Here is an 18385-nt window from a genome sequence, read left to right on the forward strand (position 1 = left end):
CCCCGACCCGCGCGCGGAACGGGGGGCTCAGGGCGTGCCGGGGACGGACACGCCGGACAGGCGCTCGGACACCTCCCAGACGCGGCGGGCGTCGTCCTCGCCGCGCGCGGAGGGGTAGACCTCCTGCTCGACGGGTCCGCCGGTGAGGTGGCCGATGCCGCCGGGGCCGTAGAACACCCCGCCCCGCGCCTTCGGGTCGGTCGCGGCGTACAGCGCGGGCAGGACACCGGTCTCGACCCGCTGCACGAGGAAGGGCAGAGCCCGCGCGGCGCCCCGGAAGGCGCGGGTGCGGAGACTCTCCCTGCCGCGACCCATGTTCCAGCCGGAGGACTGCAAGTTGGTCAGGGTCAGCCCCGGGTGGGCGACGTTGCTGCTCAGGCCCCAGCCCGCCGCGCGGCTGCGGCGGTCGAGTTCCAGGGCGAAGAGCATCAGGGCGAGTTTGGACTGGTTGTACGCCTTCATGGCGTCGTAGCGTCGCTCGTACTGCAAGTCGTCCCAGGACAGCGTGCCGGAGCGGGCGCCGAGGCTGCTCATGCTGGTGACCCGCGCCCCTGCCGCCCGCAGGAGCGGGAGCAGGTGTCCCACCAGTGCGAAGTGCCCGAGGTGGTTCGTGCCGAATTGCAGCTCGAAGCCGTCGGCGGTGGTCCGCCGGTCGGGGGGCGTCATGACCCCGGCGTTGTTGATCATGATGTGGATCGGCCTGCCCTCGGCCAGCAAACCCCCGGCGAGGCGTCCGACCGAGTCCAGTGAGGCCAGGTCGAGGGCGCGCACATCGACCTTCGCCCCGGGGGCGTCCTCCCTGATCCGCCGGGCGGCGCGGGCTCCTTTGTCCTGGTCGCGCACCGGCATGATCACCTCGGCGCCCGCCAGGGCCAGGCGCCGGGCGAGCCCGAGGCCGAGCCCGTCACTGGCCCCGGTCACCAGGGCCGTCCTGCCTGCCAGCGGGGGGACCTCCACGGAGGGCTTCTCGGTCGGGGGCATGTGTCACCTTTCTGAGGGGGGGGACGCGCGCCTCGCGCGGCGCGTCGCACCGCCTCATCATCGGACGCCGCCGGTATCCCCTCCATGCCCCATGTGTCCCCGGACCGGCGATCCCCCCGACGCCTCGGCCGGGCGGGTGAGGTCAGGCGAGCGGAGCGGCCGTCTCCCGCCCCAGATACGTCAGCTCCCCCGCGTCCGGCACGGGGATCTCGTGGAAGCCCAGGCGCTCGTAGAAGGCGCGGGCCCGGGTGTTGGCGGTGACCATGCCGAGGTGGACGCGGGCGGCGCCCTGGACGGCGAGGGCCGAGAGGTGGGCGCTCATCAACCGGCGTCCGTGACCCCGGCGCCGGAAGGGAGGGAGCAGGTCGATGTGGAGGTGGGCGGGGTAGTCCTTCAGGGCCGGGACGCGCATCCGTTCGGGGTCGTGGAGGAGGCCCGCCATGACCTCGTCGTTGTCGGCCGCGGGCCCGGCAGGGAGCGGGTAGCGCACGGCGTGGCGCGGCAGCCACTCCGTACGGAAGCGGTCGACGAACCGGTCGGTGCGGGCCGTCCCGAGCACGTACCCCACGGCGCGCCCGCCGTCGTCGAGCACGAAGCACAGCTCCGGCGCGAAGGCCGCGTAGGGGTGTGCGAAGAGGACCGGGAGCACCGAGGGGTCGCGGTAGTGCGGGCGGGCGTCGCCGCCGAGGTGTGCGGTGCGCACGCAGATGTCGGCGAGCGCCTCGTGGTCGCCGGGGCGGTAGGGCCGTACGGACGGGGACACGCGTCGTTCCTCTCCGGGCGGCGCGCCTGCCGCCCGCCCTCGCGCGAACCTACGACACGGCGGCGCGCGCCGACAGGGAATTCCGGAGAGCGCTCCCATCGGGCGAAGGCGGCGCACCCTGCCCTGACATCGTTGTCCCCGGAGTCTTGTCGTGGCCCCGTGCGGTCGATTAGCTTGCGTGCGGCGCCTGTTGACGGAGGGACGGACTGCCGCCGTCCTCACCTCCCCCCACCCCAGCAGGCGTGACCGTTCCGTGCGCGGCATCGCCCTGTGGTGTGCCGCGCCGATGAGGCAGACCGAGAGGCACACCCGCATGAGCATCTCCCGCCGTTCCTTCCTCCTGACCGGCGCCGCCGTCGCGGCCGCCGCGGGGACCGGATTCGCCGCGAGCCAGGCAGGCGCGGCTCCCGCGCCGGAGGCAGGGCCCGCCGCTTCCCCCGCAGGTGACGTCGTCGGCAAGGTCACCGTCGGCTATCAGGGCTGGTTCGCCGCGCCCGGCGACGGCGCCCCCATCAACGGGTGGTGGCACTGGAGCCCCGACATGAGCAAGGCCCCGGCACCGGGCGCGAACAGCGCGAAGTCGTGGCCGGACGTCTCGGAGTACACGCACACGTACCCGACCGCGATGCCGGACCTGAACGGCGGCGGCGAGGCCGCGCTGTTCTCCTCCTGGGACCAGCAGACCGTGGACACGCACTTCCGGTGGATGCGCGAGTACGGCATCGACACCGCCGCGCTCCAGCGTTTCAACCCCTTCGGCTCCGAGGGCCCCACGCGCGACGGCATGGCGCAGAAGGTGCGGCAGGCCGCCGAGGCCAACAGCCGCAAGTTCTACATCATGTACGACGTCACCAACTGGGACGGGATGCGCGAGCAGGTCAAGCAGGACTGGACCGAGAAGATGAGCGCGCACACCTCCTCGTCCGCGTACGCGCACCAGAACGGGAAGCCGGTCGTGTGCGTGTGGGGTTTCGGCTTCAGTGACGACGCGCGCCCCTTCGGCGCCGAGGAGTGCCTCGATGTCGTGAACTGGTTCAAGGGGCAGGGGTGTTACGTGATCGGCGGGGTGCCGACACACTGGCGCACCGAGGACGAGGACTCCCGTCCCGGGTTCTCGGAGGTGTACCACGCCTTCGACATGATCTCGCCGTGGATGGTGGGCCGGATCGGCTCGGTCGCCGACGCGGACAACTTCTACGCGAACGTCAACACCCCCGACCAGGCCGAGTGCGACGCGCACGGCATCGACTACCAGCCGTGCGTGCTGCCCGGGGACCTCCAGGACGGGCAGCGCGCCCACGGGGACTTCATGTGGCGGCAGTTCTACAACATGAAGCGCGTCGGGGTGCAGGGCATCTACGTCTCGATGTTCGACGAGTACAACGAGGCGAACCAGATCGCGAAGACCGCGGCGAGCGCCGCCGACGTGCCCGCCGGGTCCGGGATCAAGGCGCTCGACGAGGACGGCACGGCCTGCTCATCGGACTACTACCTGCGCCTGACGGGTGACGGCGGCAAGCTCCTGAGGGGTGAGATCCCGCTGACCGAGGCGCGGCCGACACAGCCGGTGGCGTGACGGGAGGACGTCTCGCACGCGAGGCGGGGGCGGCGTTCCGGGTCGTACGGGCCCGGGGCGCCGCCCCCGCCGCTTGCGCCCGCCCTCTCCTCGCCGACACCCCGGCGGCTCTCCCGCCACCAGAGGCCTTGACAACCCGATTGGTCTGGACCATCCTCCCGTCAGACGGTGGCCACCGTTCCGCACCCGCAGTGCCCGCAGTGCCCTGTTCTCCTCCAAGTCACCCCCTTCCGGAGGTAGTTGTGGAACGCGCCCCCTCTTCGGCGACCGGCGGACCCAGACCCGGCCGCACCCGTCCCGCCCCCCGCACTCTCCGCTCCCGCGCGCGGCGCCTCTTCGGTGCCGGTGCCCTCGTCTCGGCGACCGCTCTCCTCCTGAGCGGACTCGTCGCGGGGACCGCCCAGGCAGCGGACGTCAACAACGCGCAGAACCCCGGCTTCGAGTCCGGGCTCTCGGGCTGGACCTGTAGCAACGGCAGTGGTGAGGCGGTGGGTTCGCCGGTCCACGCGGGCAGCGCGGCGCTGAAGGCGAGCCCGTCGGCGTCCGACACGGGCCAGTGCGCACAGACCGTCAAGGTGAAGCCGAACTCCACCTACACGCTCAGCGCGTACGTGCAGGGCTCGTACGTGTACCTCGGCGCGAGCGGCACCGGCACGACGGACGTGTCCACGTGGACGCCCGGCGCCTCCGGCTGGTCGCCCCTGACGACCACCTTCACGACCGGCGCGAGCACCACATCGGTCCAGGTCTACCTGCACGGCTGGTACGGGCAGCCCGCCTACTACGCCGACGACGTCTCCGTGCTCGGCCCGGACGGGGGCGGCGGCGGGGGCACCACGCCGAGCGTGCCCGCCGCACCCGGAGGGCTGACGGCGGGCGCCGCCTCGGCGATGTCGGTACCGCTGAGCTGGAACCCCGTGCCGGACGCCACGAGCTACCACGTCTACCGCGACGGCGTCACGGTGCAGTCCGTGACCGGCACCTCGGCGACCGTCACGGGGCTCGCCTCGGCCACGACGTACAGCTTCCAGGTCACGGCCGTCAACGCGGCGGGCGAGTCCCCGAAGTCGGCGGCGATCTCGGTGACCACCACCTCGGGCGGCAACCCCGGGGGCGGCGGCTCCGTCCCGAAGCACGCCGTGACCGGCTACTGGCAGAACTTCGACAACGGCGCGACCGTCCAGACCCTCGCGCAGGTCCCGGCGCAGTACGACATCATCGCCGTCGCCTTCGCGGACGCCACCACCACGCCCGGCGCGGTGTCCTTCACGCTCGACACGGCGGGCCTGAAGGGCTACACCGTCGAGCAGTTCAAGGCCGACATCAAGGCCAAGCAGGCGGCCGGCAAGAAGGTGATCATCTCGGTCGGCGGCCAGAACGGCACCGTATCGGTCTCCGACACCACCTCGGCGACGAACTTCGCCGACTCGGTGTACTCCCTCATGCGGACCTACGGCTTCGACGGCGTCGACATCGACCTGGAGAACGGCGTCAACTCCACCTACATGTCGCAGGCCCTGCGTTCCCTCTCCGCGAAGGCGGGCAGCTCGCTCGTCCTCACGATGGCCCCGCAGACCATCGACATGCAGTCCACGTCCGCCGAGTACTTCAAGACGGCACTCAACGTGAAGGACATCCTCACGGTCGTCAACATGCAGTACTACAACAGCGGCTCGATGCTCGGCTGCGACGGCAAGGTCTACAGCCAGGGCTCGGTGGACTTCCTCACCGCGCTCGCCTGCATCCAGCTCCAGGGCGGTCTCGCCCCCTCGCAGGTCGGCCTCGGCCTCCCGGCGTCGACGCGCGGCGCGGGCAGCGGCTACGTGGCGCCGGGCGTCGTCAACAACGCGCTCGACTGCCTCGCGCGGGGCACCAACTGCGGCTCCTTCAAGCCCGCCACGACGTACCCGGGCCTGCGCGGCGCGATGACCTGGTCCACGAACTGGGACGCGACGGCGGGCAACGCCTGGAGCGACGCGGTCGGACCGCACGTGCACGCCATGCCCTGACGGGCCGAGAACGTACGGAGGACGGGGCGGTACGCGGTCCCCGCGACGGGTGTCGCCGTGACCGCGTACCGCCCCTCCGCTCCCCTCACGCCCTCAGCCGCCGTGCCGGGGCGTCGGCCCGCCGAAGGCGAGGTGGAGGCGGCGGTGCGCGAGAAGCCAGGTCCCCCCGACACGGCGGAAGGTGTCCTCGTAGTGGCCCGCGTTCGCCGGGGGCGGGGGCGGGACCAGGGTCGCCTGGTCGTTCCCGTCGACGCGGTAGGTGACGAAGTAGCTCGTGGCGCGGGCCGTGTCGGGCGAGTCGACCGTGACGCGGATGTTGGTGGCGAGGCGGCGCGAGAGCCGGTCGGCCGGGCGGCCGCCGAAGTAGGCGGCCAGCTCCGCGCGCCCGGTGACCCGGCGGCCGCCCGCCGCCCACTCCCACACCCCGTCAGGCGTGAACAACTCGGCGACGGAGGCCGGTCGCTCCAGGTCGAGCCGGTGGACGAGGTCCAGGATCAGCCGCTCGCAGGCGCGCGCCGCGAGCAGTTCCCGCAGGGAATCTTCGAGTGCGTCCATTCCCCAGGGGTAGCAGAGCGCGGAACGGCCCCGCCACGGAATTCCGCCGCGACGGGGCCGCAGGTCCCGCGGTCGCTCAGGCGCGCCCCGTCGTGACGAGCCTCGGCACCTCGCACGTGCTGGCCACGTCCCGTGTGACGCCCTCGTGCGCCGAGTCGAGCAGCGTCAGCATCGTGTCGAGCACGTGGTGCGCGAGGTCCGCCGAGGCACGGTGGCGCTGCCCCGTACGGAGCGAGTCGGCCAGGTCGGCGAGGCCGACGCCGCGTCCGGCGCCCGGGAACCCCGCGCTGACCGGCAGTTCCTCCCAGCCCTCGCCCCTGTTCAGCTCGACGGGCCCGTCGAAGCCGTTGGGGTCGGGCACCGAGAGGGAGCCCTCGGTCCCGTACACCTCGATGCGCGGCAGCCGCGCCGCCGGGACGTCGAAGCTCATCACGAGCGTGCTGAGCGCGCCGCTCGCGTGGTGCAGGACCCCGGTCACGTGCGTGTCCACCTCGACGGGGAAGCGGGTGCCCGCGCGCGGGCCGCTGCCGATGACGCGCTCGGCGCGCGGTGCGGCGACCGCGCCCGTGACCTTGGCGACCGGGCCGAGGAGGTGGACGAGCGCGGAGAGGTAGTACGGGCCCATGTCGAGCAGCGGGCCGCCCCCGGGACGGTAGTAGAACTCCGGGTCCGGGTGCCACGCCTCGTGCCCGGCCGTCGTCATGAAGGCGGTCGCGGCGACCGGCGTGCCGATGCGGCCGTCCTCGACGGCCTTGCGCGCGGTCTGCGTTCCCGTGCCGAGCACGGTGTCGGGGGCGCAGCCGACCCTGAGCCCCGCTTCGGCGGCCGCGGCGAGCACCGCCGCGGCCTCCTCGCGCGTCGCGGCGAGCGGCTTCTCGCCGTAGACGTGCTTGCCCGCCGCGAGCGCGGCGCGCGCGACCTCGGCGTGCACGGCGGGGATCGTCAGGTTGAGCACGGCGTCGACGTCCTCACGGGCGAGGAGTTCACCGACCGAGCCGAGCGCGACGGCGTCCCCCGCCCGCCCGGCCGCGGCCTTCGCGCGCGTCAGGTCCAGGTCGGCGACGGCGGTGACCCGCAGCGGGCGCGTGAGCCGGTCCAGGGAGTCGAGGTAGGCGCCGCTGATGGCCCCCGCGCCGACGATGCCGATCCTCAGCGGCTCGCCCACAGCAGTCCCCTCTCGGTCAGGACGCGCGCCCCCGGCACGTCGAAGTCGTCGGGCTTGTGGCCGATCGTGTTGACGAAGACGCGCCCGGCTCCGTAGTGGCGGCTCCACACGGCCGGCATCACGACCTCCCGGCCGTGCTCGTCGCCCGCCGGGAAGACCGTCGTGGCGTGCACCTCGATCGCGGGGTCGGTGGCGACCCAGTACTGCTCCGTGTGGACGTCGAAGTCCTCGATGCCCTCGACCAGTTCATGCCCGGGAACGATGTGGACGCGGTGGTCGTGGTACCCCTCGGGGTGCATGAGGAACTGGCCGCCGGTCAGGCGCTGGTAGCCGAGATCGCCGCGGAAGGAGTCCACGATGCCGCCGTGCCAGCCGGCGAAGCCGGTGCCCGCGCGGACCGCGGCGACCAGTCCCTCGCTCTGACCGGGAGTCACCTCGCCCATCGTCCAGCAGTGGACGATCAGGTCGGTGGCCGCGAGGCGTTCGGCGTCGGTGTAGACGTCGAGGGTGTCCGAGGTGTCGACCGTGAATCCGGCGTCCTTGAGGAAGGGCAGGAAGAGGTCGGTGATCTCGACGGGTGAGTGTCCCTCCCACCCGCCGCGGACGACGAGCGCCCTTCGGCTGGGGTTCGTCATGGTCTTGCACGCTCCCATCGGTGCTCACGGCCCCGCACGGCCGGATCGAGGCGGGTGGGGGCCGGTCGGTCGCACCGCGCGGGCCCGGGGGAAGGGCTTCGCGGGCACGGGGTGGTTCACGGAGTCGTCGCGCCGGCGACGCCGCCACCGGCGCGGGTGCTCCGCTCGGCCACACGAACGTACGGAGGGCGCGCCCGGTTTGTCAATTGCCTTGACTAATGCAATCACAGCCCACGCACAGGAGTTTAGAAACCGCTTTCCACGTGCTCTCCGGGCGGGTAGCGTGCCCGGGGACCCACGACGCCGTCCCCTCTTCCCCAGGAGTACGAGTCATGCCGCAGCCGAGCACGCCAGGACCCGCCGGAGCCGCCGCCCCCACCGACCCCGCCGCCTGGACGGGACGCGCGCGCTGGGGGCGGCTCGCCGACGACATGCTGCGCGCGGTGCGCCCGTACGCGAGCGAGCGCCACGCGCTGATCCGGCTGCCGGGACCCGCGAGTGCGAGCGGCGCGTGGAGCGACGGACTCGAAGGTTTCGCGCGCACCTTCCTCCTCGCCGCCTTCCGGTTGCGCGGCGAGGAGGGCCACGACCCGTACGGCTTCGCCGAGTGGTACGCGCGCGGCATCGCCGCCGGGGTCGACCCGGCGAGCCCCGAGCGCTGGCCCACCTTCGCCGAGGCCAACCAGGCCAAGGTCGAGGCCGCTTCGATCGCGCTCGCGCTGCACGAGACCCGCCCCTGGATCTGGGACCGTCTGAGCGATCGCACCCGCGCCCAGCTCCTCGACTGGCTCGGCCTCATGGTCGGCACGGACATGCCGCAGAACAACTGGATCTGGTTCCAGGGCGTCACCGAGGCGTTCGCGCGCACGGTGGGCGGGCAGTGGCGCCAGGAGGACCTGGACCGGACGCTCGCGACGACGGAGGAGTGGTACCAGGGCGGGGGCTGGTACTCGGACGGGCTGACCGGCGGGGCGCACCGCAACCACGACCACTACAACGGCTGGGCGATGCACCTGTACCCGCTGTGGTGCACGCGCATCCTCGGCGAACAGGCGCCCGAGGGGCTCGCCGAGCGCTACCGGGAGCGGCTGCGGCTCTTCCTCGCCGACTGGCGGCACCTCGTGGGCGGCAACGGGGCTCCCCTCTTCCAGGGCCGCTCGCTCACGTACCGCTGGGCGGCGCTCGCGCCGCTGTGGACGGGCACGCTCTTCGACGCGAGTCCGCTGTCGCCCGGCGAGACACGGGGTCTCGCGGCACGCACGCTGTCGTACTTCACGGAGAACGGGGCACTCACGGGGGACGGACTCCTGAGCCTGGGCTGGCACCGTCCCTTCCGCGGGCTGCTCCAGGTGTACTCGGGCCCGGCCTCGCCGTACTGGGCGAGCAAGGGCTTCGCGGGGCTGCTCCTTCCGGCCTCGCACCCGGCGTGGACGGCGGACCCCGAGCCGCTCGCCGTGGAGCGCGGCGACTTCACGCGCACGCTGGACGGGCCCGGGTGGCTCGTGTCGGGCACCGCCGCCGACGGGGTCGTACGGGTCGTCAACCACGGTGGCGACCACAGCGACCCGGCGCGCCTGTGGCCCGACGACCCGCACTACGCGCGGCTCGGCTACTCCACGCACGCGATGCCCGAATACCCGGCGGACGCGCGCGCGGGCGCCTGGGAGGCGAGCGCGACGCTTGTCGACGCGGCGGGCCGCGCCGCGCACCGCAGGCCGCTGGAGCGGCTCTCGGTCGCGGACGGTACGGGCGTCTCGCGCTCGCGCGCGCACTGGCCGGTGGACGCGGCGGGCGCGAGCTGGGACCCCTTCGGCGGCCCTCCGGCGGACTTCCGCACGGGGCCGTGGCTCACGGTCGGTTCGGCGGTACGGGGCTCCGTCGAGGTGCGCGTGGCACGCGTGGACGCGGCCGCTCCCGACGAGGACCGGGCGGTGCGGGTGCGGTTCGGCGGCTTCGCGCTGCCGGTGGGGACGGAGCCGGTGCGGGAGCCCGACGCGGCCGCGGGGGCACGGACCGAAAGCGGTTCGGGGCCGCGGGCCGAGGGGGGCACAGGCACCTTCGCCGACGCGACGTCGGGCACCCCCGGCCACGCCTCGGTGACCTCGCCCGAGGGGCTCGTCTCGGCCGTGACCGACCTGGGCGGGCTGCCACTCGGCTCGGTGCGCTCGGCGACGGGGTGCAGCCCGCTGGCCCTCGACTCGGCCACTCCCCTGCTGACATCGGGGACGGAGGCGGCCCCTGGCACCGTCTACGCCGCCGCCGTCCACCTCGGCAGGGGCACCCCGCTGTCCCTGCCCGCCGTGCGCGCCGCCTGGGAGCCGGACGGCACGGCTGTCGCCGAGATCACCTGGCCGGACGGCCACACGCACACGGTACGGCTGCCGGCGCCGCCGGTGGCCTGAGCCAGACGGCGCCGGGGGCGCCGGGGGGCCCGGGGGCGGGGGCGCCGGGGGCGTCCGCACCGCTCAGACCAGGATGACGCGGCGTCCCCTCGCGTGCCCGGCCTGGCTGTCGCTGTGGGCCGTCGCCGCCTCGGTGAGCGCGTAGGACTTCTCGACCGGGATACGGAGCCTGCCCCGCGCGATCAGTGCGGCGGCCTCGGCGAGCGCGTCCGGCACGCTCCCGGCCGTACCGGAGAACCGGACGCCGTGCTTCGGCGCGTCGAGGTCGGCGATGGAGACCACCTTGCGCGGGTCCCCGGTCAGTGCGACGAGTTCGCCGATCACCCCCGAGCCCGCGAGGTCGAGCGCCGCGTCGACCCGGCCGAGCCGCCGGACGCGCGCGGTCCAGCCTTCCCCGTACGTCGTGGCGAGGGCACCCAGACCGCGCAGGTACTCCTGGTTCGCCGCCCCCGCGGTGCCGATCACGGTGATGCCGCGCGCCCGCGCGATCTGGAGCACCGCGGAGCCGACGCCGCCGGACGCCCCGCTCACGAGGAGCGTCTGGCCGGGCCGCACGCCGACCTCGCGGACGACGCGCAGCGCGGTCTCCACCACGGAGGGGTACCCGGCCGCCTCAGCGAACGACAGCCCGTCGGGCATCGGCGCCCAGGCCGTCAGGACGGCGAACTCGGCGTACGTGGCGAGCCCTTCCCCGAACACGCGGTCGCCCCGCGCCACGCCCCGCACCCCCGCGCCGACCTCGTCCACCACACCGGCGGCGTCCAGCCCGACCCCGGCGGGCAGCCGGACCGGGTGCGCGCCCAGGACCTGCCCCTCGCGGAGTCTCCAGTCGACCGGGTTCACCCCCGCGGCCCGTACCGCGATACGTATCTGTCCCGGACCCGCGTGCGGCTCCTCGGCGTCCACCAGGCGCAGCACCTCGGGGCCGCCGAATTCCGCGTAGCTCACTTTCCTCATGCCGAGAACGTAACACTAACGGTTAGCGTTTTGGAACTGTTTCGGTTTTGCACCTGCTAGTGTGCGGCCATGACCGTGCCGACCGGACGCCGTGAACGCAAGAAGGCAGCGACCCGCCAGAAGATCGCGGACACCGCCATGCGGCTCTTCCTGGCACGCGGGTACGAGGCGGTGGGCATCCGCGAGGTGGCCGCCGACGCCGACGTGGCCGTCACCACGCTCTTCTCGCATTTCGCCTCGAAGGAGGCCCTGGTCTTCGAGCGGGACGAGGACTTCGAGCAACGCCTCGTCCGCGCGGTCACCGACCGGGCGCCCGAAGCGCCGCTCCTGCCACCACTGCGCCGTGAGATCCACGCCCTGGTGCGGCACTGCACGGCGGAGGGCGCGGCCCCGGTGTGGCGCATGATCGACGCCTCACCCGCGCTGCGGAAGTACGAGGAGTCGATGCGGCTGCGCCACGCCGAGGCCCTGGCGGCGGCCGTGGCCGCCGATTCCGTTTCGGCGCGCGGCGAGACGGCGTGCCGGGCGCTCGCGCGGTTCGTGATCGACGCCTTCGCGCTGGCGCGCGAATCCGCCGATCCCGAAGGCACGGTGGATGAGGTCTTCCGGATGATCGAGGCGGCCTGGGCGGCCACGGAGCCCCGGAAGCCCGCCTCCTCGGAGGCCCGCCCGCCCGCCGCCTGAACGCGACGGGGCCTCAGCCGTCGCGGAGCGCCCCGCCCGGGGCCGTGAGGGTCACCTCGTGGTCGGTGAAGCCGTGACGGTGGTAGAAGCGCAGCGCCGCCCTGTTGCTCGCGTAGGCGGAGACCTCGGTACGGAAGGCGCCCTGGGCGCGGGCCCAGTCGAGGCAGTCGGCGAGGAGGCGCGAGCCCGTGCCGGCGCCGCGCATCGCGGGGCGGACGTACAGGCTCGCGAGCGTCACCGTGCGGACAGGGAGCAGCGGTTCGGGCGGGCGCAGCATCGCGGTGAGGTGGCCGAGCACCTTGCCCGCGCACTCCGCGACGAGCAGGAGCCGCGCCGGGTCGTCGAGCCCGGCGGCGAGCGCGGCGCGTCCGTGCTCCCTGAACCAGGCGGGATCGGCGGCGGCGTCGCGGGGCCCGGCGTCCTCGGCGAAGAGCGCGGTCATCGAGGCGAGCAGCCCGTCGAGGTCCAGGTCGGTCGCGTGCCGCACGTGGACCACGGGCTCGGCCGCCGCCTGACCACGGGGCGGGGCGAATCGTTCGGTCATGCCTTCGACGCTAACGGGAGGCACTGACAGAGCCCCAGGGGCGGAGGGTCCGTCCGTCCGGGTGGTGGCGGCGGCCGCCCCGCCACCCGCGGGGTCGGCACGGCGTTGACCGGGTGCCTCACGCACCTTTCCGCACGAGAAGGACCGGTAATCGCCGCATGACCACCCAGATCCTCCCCTCCACCCTCCGTACGGCCGTCTGCACGGCGGTCGCCGCCGTCGTCTCGCTCGGCCCCGCCACCACCGCACTCGCCGCTGACGAACAGTCCGGCGGCTGGAAGGGCGAGGGCGGCCTCACGCTGACGAGTGAGCAGAACAACACGGTCGACGCCTACCTGGCGGGCGCCCAGCGGGCGGAGCGCACGATCAGCGTGCAGGTCCGCGCCGCCGCGGCCATGACGGGCGCGGAAGTCGTCGGCTTCGACAAGCGGCTCAAGAGCCCCGACTCGCTGAAGCGGAAGGTGGCGGGGAAGCTCGCCGAGGAGCCGGGCAACGACGTGGACGCGGTCCTCGACGGCATCACCGACGCCGTGCGCTACACCCTCCAGTGGGACGACGACTCCTACGCCTCCGGCGTCACCCGGGCTTCCGGCGCTCTCGCCGACTGGCGCAACGAGAGCACCAAGTGGTCCAACACGTGGGGTCGCGCGAACGGCTACAAGGGGCTCAACACCGGTTGGCGCGCGTCGCGTTCGGGTCAGCTCTTCGAGGTCCAGTTCCACACCGCGGCGAGCAAGCACGCCCAGGAGGCGACGCACACGCTCTACGAGGAGCAGCGCCTCCCCTCCACGAGCCCCGCGCGCAAGCGCGAACTCCAGCGGGAACAGGACGCCCTCTTCGCCGCCGTACCGGTTCCGCCGGGCGCGAAGTCCCTGACCGCGCCCGCGCCCCGGAGCGCACCCGTACCGGCGTTCGCGTAGCCGGGCGCCCTCGCGGCCGGGGCGCACGCACCGCGAAGGCGCCCCGCGGCCGGGGGCGTCCCGCGGGCGGGGCGCCCCGCGCCGGGGTCCCGGGGTCCGCTCCGGGGCCCGCTCAGCAGCTCAGCCCCTCCAGCGCGGAGCGCAGCGCCGCGCGGAGGGCTTCCTCATGGGTCCTGCGGTCGTCGCGGCTGCGGGCCCAGTGCTCGGCGCCGACGCGCATCGCGCCGTTCATGATGACCGCCTGGACGCGGACGGCGAGGTCGTCGGCGGGCCGCCCGGTCCTGGCCGCGACGAACGCGGCGAAGGCCTCCTCCGCCTCGTAGTGCATCTCCAGCCACACGGCGTGCAGCGCTGGTTCCTCGACGGCCATCGCGATGAGCGTCTTCGTGAGCCCGGCCTCCTCGGCCCCGCCGCCGGGGCCCTGCTCGGCCATCGCCTCCGTGAGCGGCCGGTCGGCAGGCCAGTCGCGCAGCTGGGCGATGGCCCGCTCCAGGCCGAGCGCGAGAAGCGGCTTCACGCAGTGTTCCTTGGAGGGGAAGTAGCGCCAGAGGGTACGGGTCGAGATGCCGGCGGCGCGGGCGATGTCGTCGCCCGAGGTCGCCGCGACGCCCTGGGCGCTGAAGAGGCGTACGGCCTCCAGCGCGATCTCCCGCCGCGTCGCCGCCTTGCGCCGCTCGGTCAGCGGGGGCCGCCCTGTGCGAGCCGCCGCGCCCCTGCCCGCGTCCGCGCCCGGCCGCGTGCCCGTCTCCGCGCCCGCCCCTGTATCCGCCATTCCGCTCCTTCCGCTCCTCGTCCTCGCCTGCGCGTCGGAGTCCATTGTCCCCCGGGAGCGACTTTTTGTCGCTCGACGCCTTTATGTCATCAAGCGACATAAAGAGGTACGCTCGGCAGCGCCGGATGCGGAACACCTCATTCCGCGGCGGCCGTACCGCCTCTGCACAGGGAGTCGCAATGAGCACCACAGGTCTTTCGGGTCGCCGCGTCGTCATCACCGGCGCCGGTTCCGGTATCGGGCGCGCGGCGGCGCTGAAGTTCGCCGCCGAGGGCGCGCGGGTCGTCGTCGCCGACCTCGACGCCGAGCGCGCGAAGTCCGTCGCCGCCGAGATCGAGCGGGGCGGTGGCAGCGCCTTCGCCGTCGTCGGGGACCTGAGCGAGCAGGCGGTGGTCGACGAGGTCGTGGCACAGGCGGTCGAGCGCTTCGGCGGGATCGACGTGCTCGTGAACAACGCCGGGATCATGGACCGCATGTCGGCGGCGGGCGAGACCGACGACGCGGAGTGGGAGCGCGTGCTCCGTATCAACCTCACCGCGCCGTTCCTGCTGACGCGCGCCGCGCTCCCGCACCTGCTGAAGACGGAGCACGGCGCGATCGTCTTCACCGCGTCGGAGGCCGGGCTGCGCGGCAGTGCGGCGGGCGCGGCCTACACGACGTCCAAGCACGGCGTCGTGGGCCTCATGAAGTCCCTCGCCGTCATGTACCGGGAGCAGGGCCTGCGCACCAACGCGATAGCCCCCGGCGGCACGGCCACGAACATCTCGGTGAACGTGGCGGACGGCGCGCGGGGCCCGGCGACGATCGGCAAGTACATGGCGAACGTGGGCAAGCCCTCGCAGGCCGACGAGCAGGCGGCGGCGATCCTCTTCCTGGCATCGGATGCCGCGAGCAACATCAACGGCGCCCTCCTGCCGGTCGACAACGGCTGGGCCGCTGTCTGATCCGGCAAGCCCGGCAAACACCGGGAACACCGGGAAACGGGGCAGGGGCGTGTTGACAGGCCCGTGCCCCGTCCTCGGCCACCCCGTCCTCGGCTAGCCCGTCGTCGGCCGCGCCGTCGTCGGCCGCGTCCTCGGCTAGCCCGTCGTCGGCCGCGTCCTCGGCTAGCCCGTCGTCGGCCGCGCCGTCACTCCCCCTTGCACCCCACGTGTCCCCAGCCCTTGCCCACCTTCGTGATGTCCTCGCCCGCCGCGTAGGACTGCCCGCAGGCGCCGCAACGGCCCGGGTACTTGGCCTTCAGTGTGGGGGCCTTGCCGCCGGACTTCCCGCCCGTCCTGGCACCGGTCTTCGCGCGGGTCGCGCCGCTCGTGCGCGCGGGCTCGGTGCGCGAGGCGCTCGGGACGGGGGGCGCGGGGGCCCCGTACGCGGTCCCTGCGGCCTCCTGGCTGATCGCGCACTCGCTCGCCGCCTGGTCGGCGATCGCGTTGAGCGGGTCGCCGCCGACCTGGTGGGCGGGTACGTAGCGGAACGCGACCTCGCGGCCCTGGAGCAGCGCGTCGATGGCCTCGACCAGCTCCTGGTTGGCGACCGGCTTGCCGCCCGCCGTCTTCCAGCCACGCCGCTTCCAGCCCGGCAGCCACTCCGTGACGGCCTTCATGGCGTACTGGGAGTCCATACGGACCTCCAGCGGGCGGAGCGGGTCCGTGGCCTCCAGGAGCTGGAGCAGCGCGGTGAGTTCGGCGACGTTGTTGGTGGCGGTGCCGAGCGGGCCCGCCTCCCAGCGCTCCGGTGTCCCCTCGGCGTCGGCGGCGACCCACGCCCAGGCGGCCCGGCCGGGGTTGCCCTTGGAGGCGCCGTCGCAGGCGGCGATGATGCGATCTGACATCCCTCGATCATGCCAGTCGCCGCCGGGTGCCCCGACCACCCCTCACTCGCCGCCCGGTCCCCGTACCCCGTCCTGCGGGTGCAGCCCCCGCCCGTGCCTGCTCCCGGCGAGCGGCGTCGGGGACAGGCTCGCGCTCTCCTCGCCCGGTTCCAGCAGGGTGTCGGCCGGGCCGACGATGAGCGGATCGGGGATGCCGACGGCGGTGGGGTTCTTCGCGGGATAGTCGAGCCGCGCGAGCAGGCTGCGCATCGCCTCCAGACGCCCGCGCCGCTTGTCGTTGTTCTTGACGACCGTCCACGGCGCCGCGTCGGTGTCCGTGGCGCGGAACATGTCGACCTTCGCCTCCGTGTACGCGTCCCACAGGTCGAGCGAGGCGAGGTCGATCGGCGAGAGCTTCCACTGCCGTACGGGGTCGATCTGCCGGATGGCGAAGCGTGTGCGCTGCTCGGCGCGCGAGACGGAGAACCAGAACTTCACGAGCAGGACGCCGTCGTCCGTGAGCATCCGCTCGAAGACCGGGGTCTGGCGCAGGAAGTGGTAGTACTCGGCGGGCGTGCAGAAGCCCATGACGCGCTCGACGCCCGCGCGGTTGTACCAGGAACGGTCGAAGAAGACGATCTCGCCCGCGGAGGGCAGCTGGCTCACGTACCGCTGGAAGTACCACTGCCCCGCCTCGCGCTCGGTCGGCTTCTCCAGCGCGACGACGCGCGCGCCACGCGGGTTGAGCCGCTCCATGAAGCGCTGGATCGTGCCGCCCTTGCCCGCCGCGTCGCGGCCCTCGCACAGCACGACGAGGCGCTGCCCGGTGTCCTTGACCCAGCGCTGCATCTTCAGCATCTCGATCTGGAGGACGCGCTTGCGCTTCTCGTACTCGCGGCGTCCCACCTTGTGGTGGTACGGGTAGTTCTCGCGCCACGTGTCGACGGGCGCGCCCGAGCTGTCGCGCAGGAGGGGGCGCTCGGGGCGGCTGTCGTCGATCGTCAGCCCGTCGAGGAGCGCGGCCCCGGCGTCGTCCTCGTCCGCGCCGGGGTCGGAGGGCGGCGGGGCGGGCGAAGGACTCGGCATGGGGCGGCATCCTCACGGGCGGGGACGAAGGGCGGCGGATCACTGCCGCTCCCTCGTCCCTACCCCCGCTTCCCGAGGCACGCACTCCGGGACGTGCGACCGGAGTACCGGGGACGCCGGTGCTCAGCGCCGCACGCGCACGAGCTTCTTGTTGGCGAACTCCTCCATGCCGTACTTGCCCAGCTCGCGCCCGACGCCGGAGCGCTTCACGCCGCCGAAGGGCAGCTCGGCCGCCGAGCCGCCCGCCTCGTTGATGTAGACCATGCCGGTGTCGAGCTGCGCGGCGACGCGCAGCGCGCGCTCGGGGTCGTCGGTGGCGATGGCGGCGCCGAGGCCGTAGGGCGTGTTGTTGGCGAGCGCGACGGCCTCCTCCTCGGTGTCGACCTTGTAGATGACGGCGGCCGGGCCGAACAGCTCCTCCTGGAAGGCGCGCATGCCGGGGCCGACGTTCGTGAGGACGGTCGGCTCGAACCAGGCGCCCTCGCGGTCGAGCGGCTTGCCGCCCGCGAGGAGGGTCGCGCCGTTCGCGACGGCGTCCTCGATCTGCGCGGCGAGGTTCGCGACGGCCTGGCGCGAGGAGAGCGGGCCCATGAAGGTCGACTCCTCGGTGGGGTCGCCGGGGGTCACGCCCTTCACGGTCTCGGTGAACTTGCGCGTGAACTCCTCGTACTGGTCGGCGAGGACGATGATGCGCTTGGCGGCGTTGCACGCCTGGCCCGCGTTGCCGTACCTGCCGAAGAAGGCGTTCTTGACGGTGCGGTCGAGGTCGGCGGGTTCGAGGACGAGGAAGGGGTCGGAGCCGCCCAGCTCCAGGACGACCTTCTTGAGGTGCCGGCCCGCCTGCTCGGCGACCGCCGCGCCCGCGCGCTCGGACCCGGTGAGCGAGACGCCCTGCACGCGCGGGTCGGCGATGATCGTCGAGACCTGCTCGTTGCTCGCGAAGAGGTTGAGGTAGGCGCCGTCGGGCAGGCCCGCGTCCTGGAAGATCCTCTCCATCGCGAGCGCGGACTCGGGGCACTGCGGGGCGTGCTTGAGCAGGATCGTGTTGCCGAGCATGAGGTTCGGCGCGGCGAAGCGGGCGACCTGGTAGTACGGGAAGTTCCACGGCATGATCCCGAGGAGCGGGCCCATGCCCTCCTTGCGCACCACGGCGCTGCCGCCCGCGACGACGTCGAGTTCCTCGTCGGCGAGGAAGCCGGGGCCGTTCTCGGCGTAGTAGCGGTAGATGGAGATGGTGAGGTCGATCTCGCCGCGCGCCTGTGCGACGGGCTTGCCCATCTCGCGCGTGATGAGCGAGGCGAGTGCGTCCTTGCGCTCGGCGTAGAGGGCGGCGACCCGCTCCAGGACGGCGACGCGGTCCTGGACATCGCTCGCGCGCCAGGTGCGGTAGGCCCCGGCGGAGCGGTCCAGGGCGTCCTGGATCTGGACGTCGGTGGCCTCGGGGAATTCGCTCTCGGTCTGCCCGGTGGCGGGGTTGACGACCTTGTACGCGGTCATGGTGTCCCTTCGTGCGGTACGGGGATACGGTG

17 protein-coding genes are annotated in these 18385 nt (G+C 73.4%); 6 read left to right on the forward strand and 11 right to left on the reverse strand.

Translation table 11 applies throughout. From position 1 onward, the window contains the following. Positions 1 to 27 precede the first annotated feature (27 nt). Positions 28 to 981, reverse strand: a complete 954-nt coding sequence (locus ACQYWQ_RS01060; protein WP_431031946.1) for an SDR family oxidoreductase — start codon at positions 979 to 981, stop codon at positions 28 to 30. Positions 982 to 1123: 142 nt separating this feature from the next. Next, a complete protein-coding gene (locus ACQYWQ_RS01065) occupies positions 1124 to 1744 on the reverse strand; it encodes a GNAT family N-acetyltransferase (protein ID WP_431031947.1) in 621 nt (206 codons plus the stop codon). 313 nt (positions 1745 to 2057) lie between these two features. Between ACQYWQ_RS01065 and ACQYWQ_RS01070 the strand changes: the two genes are divergently transcribed. After that, positions 2058 to 3320: a glycoside hydrolase family 71/99-like protein gene (locus tag ACQYWQ_RS01070; RefSeq protein ID WP_431031948.1), complete on the forward strand. Its 1263-nt coding sequence runs from the start codon at positions 2058 to 2060 to the stop codon at positions 3318 to 3320. 242 nt (positions 3321 to 3562) lie between these two features. Continuing rightward, positions 3563 to 5329 (forward strand): chitinase, encoded by a 1767-nt coding sequence (locus ACQYWQ_RS01075; protein WP_431031949.1) that lies wholly within the window; start codon positions 3563 to 3565, stop codon positions 5327 to 5329. Between the two features lie 93 nt (positions 5330 to 5422). Here ACQYWQ_RS01075 and ACQYWQ_RS01080 read toward each other — a convergent pair whose 3' ends face one another. From ACQYWQ_RS01080 to ACQYWQ_RS01090, 3 genes are all read right to left on the reverse strand, one after another. Beyond that, the gene (locus ACQYWQ_RS01080; protein WP_431031950.1) at positions 5423 to 5884 is read right to left on the reverse strand and encodes a nuclear transport factor 2 family protein; all 462 of its coding nucleotides are present in this window, start codon (positions 5882 to 5884) and stop codon (positions 5423 to 5425) included. A gap of 76 nt (positions 5885 to 5960) precedes the next feature. Further along, a complete protein-coding gene (locus ACQYWQ_RS01085; protein WP_431031951.1) occupies positions 5961 to 7049 on the reverse strand; it encodes a Gfo/Idh/MocA family protein in 1089 nt (362 codons plus the stop codon). After that, on the reverse strand, positions 7034 to 7702 hold the full coding sequence (locus ACQYWQ_RS01090) for a ThuA domain-containing protein (RefSeq protein WP_431031952.1): 669 nt from the start codon (positions 7700 to 7702) through the stop codon (positions 7034 to 7036). Before ACQYWQ_RS01090 ends, ACQYWQ_RS01085 begins: the two co-directional genes overlap by 16 nt. Before the next feature lie 314 nt (positions 7703 to 8016). Between ACQYWQ_RS01090 and ACQYWQ_RS01095 the strand changes: the two genes are divergently transcribed. After that, positions 8017 to 10086, forward strand: a complete 2070-nt coding sequence (locus ACQYWQ_RS01095) for a DUF2264 domain-containing protein (RefSeq protein WP_431031953.1) — start codon at positions 8017 to 8019, stop codon at positions 10084 to 10086. 63 nt (positions 10087 to 10149) lie between these two features. Here the strand turns inward: ACQYWQ_RS01095 and ACQYWQ_RS01100 are convergent, their stop codons facing one another. Beyond that, a complete protein-coding gene (locus ACQYWQ_RS01100) occupies positions 10150 to 11043 on the reverse strand; it encodes an NADP-dependent oxidoreductase (RefSeq protein WP_431031954.1) in 894 nt (297 codons plus the stop codon). A 69-nt stretch (positions 11044 to 11112) separates the two neighbouring features. Here ACQYWQ_RS01100 and ACQYWQ_RS01105 point away from each other — a divergent pair, with 69 nt between their 5' ends. Beyond that, positions 11113 to 11727, forward strand: coding sequence for a TetR/AcrR family transcriptional regulator (locus tag ACQYWQ_RS01105; RefSeq protein ID WP_431031955.1), 615 nt, complete (start codon positions 11113 to 11115; stop codon positions 11725 to 11727). Between the two features lie 13 nt (positions 11728 to 11740). Here ACQYWQ_RS01105 and ACQYWQ_RS01110 read toward each other — a convergent pair whose 3' ends face one another. After that, entirely contained in the window at positions 11741 to 12271 is a 531-nt protein-coding gene (locus ACQYWQ_RS01110) for a GNAT family N-acetyltransferase (RefSeq protein WP_431031956.1), read from the reverse strand. 158 nt (positions 12272 to 12429) lie between these two features. Here ACQYWQ_RS01110 and ACQYWQ_RS01115 point away from each other — a divergent pair, with 158 nt between their 5' ends. Further along, positions 12430 to 13191, forward strand: a complete 762-nt coding sequence (locus ACQYWQ_RS01115; RefSeq protein ID WP_431031957.1) for an ATP nucleotide 3'-pyrophosphokinase — start codon at positions 12430 to 12432, stop codon at positions 13189 to 13191. A 112-nt stretch (positions 13192 to 13303) separates the two neighbouring features. Here the strand turns inward: ACQYWQ_RS01115 and ACQYWQ_RS01120 are convergent, their stop codons facing one another. Further along, entirely contained in the window at positions 13304 to 13963 is a 660-nt protein-coding gene (locus ACQYWQ_RS01120) for a TetR/AcrR family transcriptional regulator (RefSeq protein ID WP_431031958.1), read from the reverse strand. Positions 13964 to 14142: 179 nt separating this feature from the next. On the opposite strand from ACQYWQ_RS01120, the gene ACQYWQ_RS01125 reads away from it, so the two are divergent. Continuing rightward, positions 14143 to 14907 carry an SDR family NAD(P)-dependent oxidoreductase gene (locus tag ACQYWQ_RS01125; protein WP_431031959.1) on the forward strand — a complete coding sequence of 255 codons (765 nt, stop codon included), beginning with the start codon at positions 14143 to 14145 and terminating at the stop codon, positions 14905 to 14907. A gap of 185 nt (positions 14908 to 15092) precedes the next feature. Here ACQYWQ_RS01125 and ACQYWQ_RS01130 read toward each other — a convergent pair whose 3' ends face one another. The 3 genes from ACQYWQ_RS01130 to ACQYWQ_RS01140 form a co-directional block, all read right to left on the reverse strand. Next, positions 15093 to 15791 carry a ribonuclease H family protein gene (locus ACQYWQ_RS01130; protein WP_431031960.1) on the reverse strand — a complete coding sequence of 233 codons (699 nt, stop codon included), beginning with the start codon at positions 15789 to 15791 and terminating at the stop codon, positions 15093 to 15095. Positions 15792 to 15833: 42 nt separating this feature from the next. After that, on the reverse strand, positions 15834 to 16856 hold the full coding sequence (ppk2, locus tag ACQYWQ_RS01135; RefSeq protein ID WP_431031961.1) for a polyphosphate kinase 2: 1023 nt from the start codon (positions 16854 to 16856) through the stop codon (positions 15834 to 15836). Between the two features lie 123 nt (positions 16857 to 16979). Beyond that, entirely contained in the window at positions 16980 to 18353 is a 1374-nt protein-coding gene (locus tag ACQYWQ_RS01140) for an NAD-dependent succinate-semialdehyde dehydrogenase (protein WP_431031962.1), read from the reverse strand. Positions 18354 to 18385 lie beyond the last annotated feature (32 nt).

The organism is Streptomyces sp. P6-2-1 (assembly GCF_050613165.1).
Classification (GTDB): Bacteria; Actinomycetota; Actinomycetes; order Streptomycetales; family Streptomycetaceae; genus Streptomyces.